The organism is Actinacidiphila cocklensis (assembly GCF_907177275.1).
In the GTDB taxonomy this organism is placed as follows: Bacteria; Actinomycetota; Actinomycetes; order Streptomycetales; family Streptomycetaceae; genus Actinacidiphila; species Actinacidiphila cocklensis.
Map to the genome: position 1 here is coordinate 1 of NZ_CAJSLV010000026.1, position 732 is coordinate 732.

A 732-nucleotide genomic window follows, 5' to 3' on the forward strand; every position below is an offset into this window, starting at 1 on the left:
GGTTCTTTACCAGCCACCGCCATTAAGCAGCCAGTGATTAACGTTTCCACGCTCTGATAAGCCATCAATCATCATTTGCTCATGGTTTCCACGTACAGCTCTGAACCAGGGGAATGTGATTAATTCCAGGCATTCAACGTTCTCTGCACCACGATCAACCAAATCGCCCACCGAGATAAGCAGGTCTTTTTTGTTGTCGAATCCAATCGTATCCAGTTTGTTCATCAGGTTCGTGTAGCATCCGTGCAGATCGCCAACTACCCAAATATTTCGGTATTTGCTGCCATCAATTTTTTCGTAATAGCGCATCTCTTTCACTCCATCCGCGATGAACCATGAGAACGTCGTTGACGATGGCGTGCATTTTCCCGTCTTTATCATCAACGTATTTTCTGACCGTACCGCGACTACATTTCAGTCTGCGTGCTACTTCTGTCTGATTTCCGTATGTTTCAACGAGCATGTCTGGAATGGTTTTTACTGAGAACGTCATGCGGCCTCACTTCTGCTATTTCGCAGGTCTTTGAGTTTCTGTTGGTACTCTGCCTTGATCGCCTTGCACTCTTCGATAGTCCAGCGATGGCGGTTATGGTTTGATTCGATTTCGTCTACTGCTTCCTGCCCGATGCGGCTAATCAGTTCGACGCGATACGGAACGAGATTTCCGCTTTTGTGCTGGTTGCACACCACGCATTGCTTGTGAATATTGCGTTCATTAAATCGGAGTTGAGG

Annotated in this window: 3 protein-coding genes; all 3 read right to left on the minus strand. The window is 46.9% G+C overall.

From position 1 onward, the window contains the following. Positions 1-6: 6 nt before the first annotated feature. The gene (locus NFU81_RS04885) at positions 7-309 is read right to left on the minus strand and encodes a metallophosphoesterase (RefSeq protein ID WP_197092564.1); all 303 of its coding nucleotides are present in this window, start codon (positions 307-309) and stop codon (positions 7-9) included. Beyond that, positions 287-493: a phage NinH family protein gene (locus NFU81_RS04890; RefSeq protein WP_002901791.1), complete on the minus strand. Its 207-nt coding sequence runs from the start codon at positions 491-493 to the stop codon at positions 287-289. The genes NFU81_RS04885 and NFU81_RS04890 overlap by 23 nt, the downstream gene beginning before the upstream one ends. After that, the coding region (locus NFU81_RS04895; protein WP_048031053.1) for a recombination protein NinG at positions 490-732 on the minus strand (243 nt) is incomplete at its 5' end. The genes NFU81_RS04895 and NFU81_RS04890, both read right to left, overlap by 4 nt.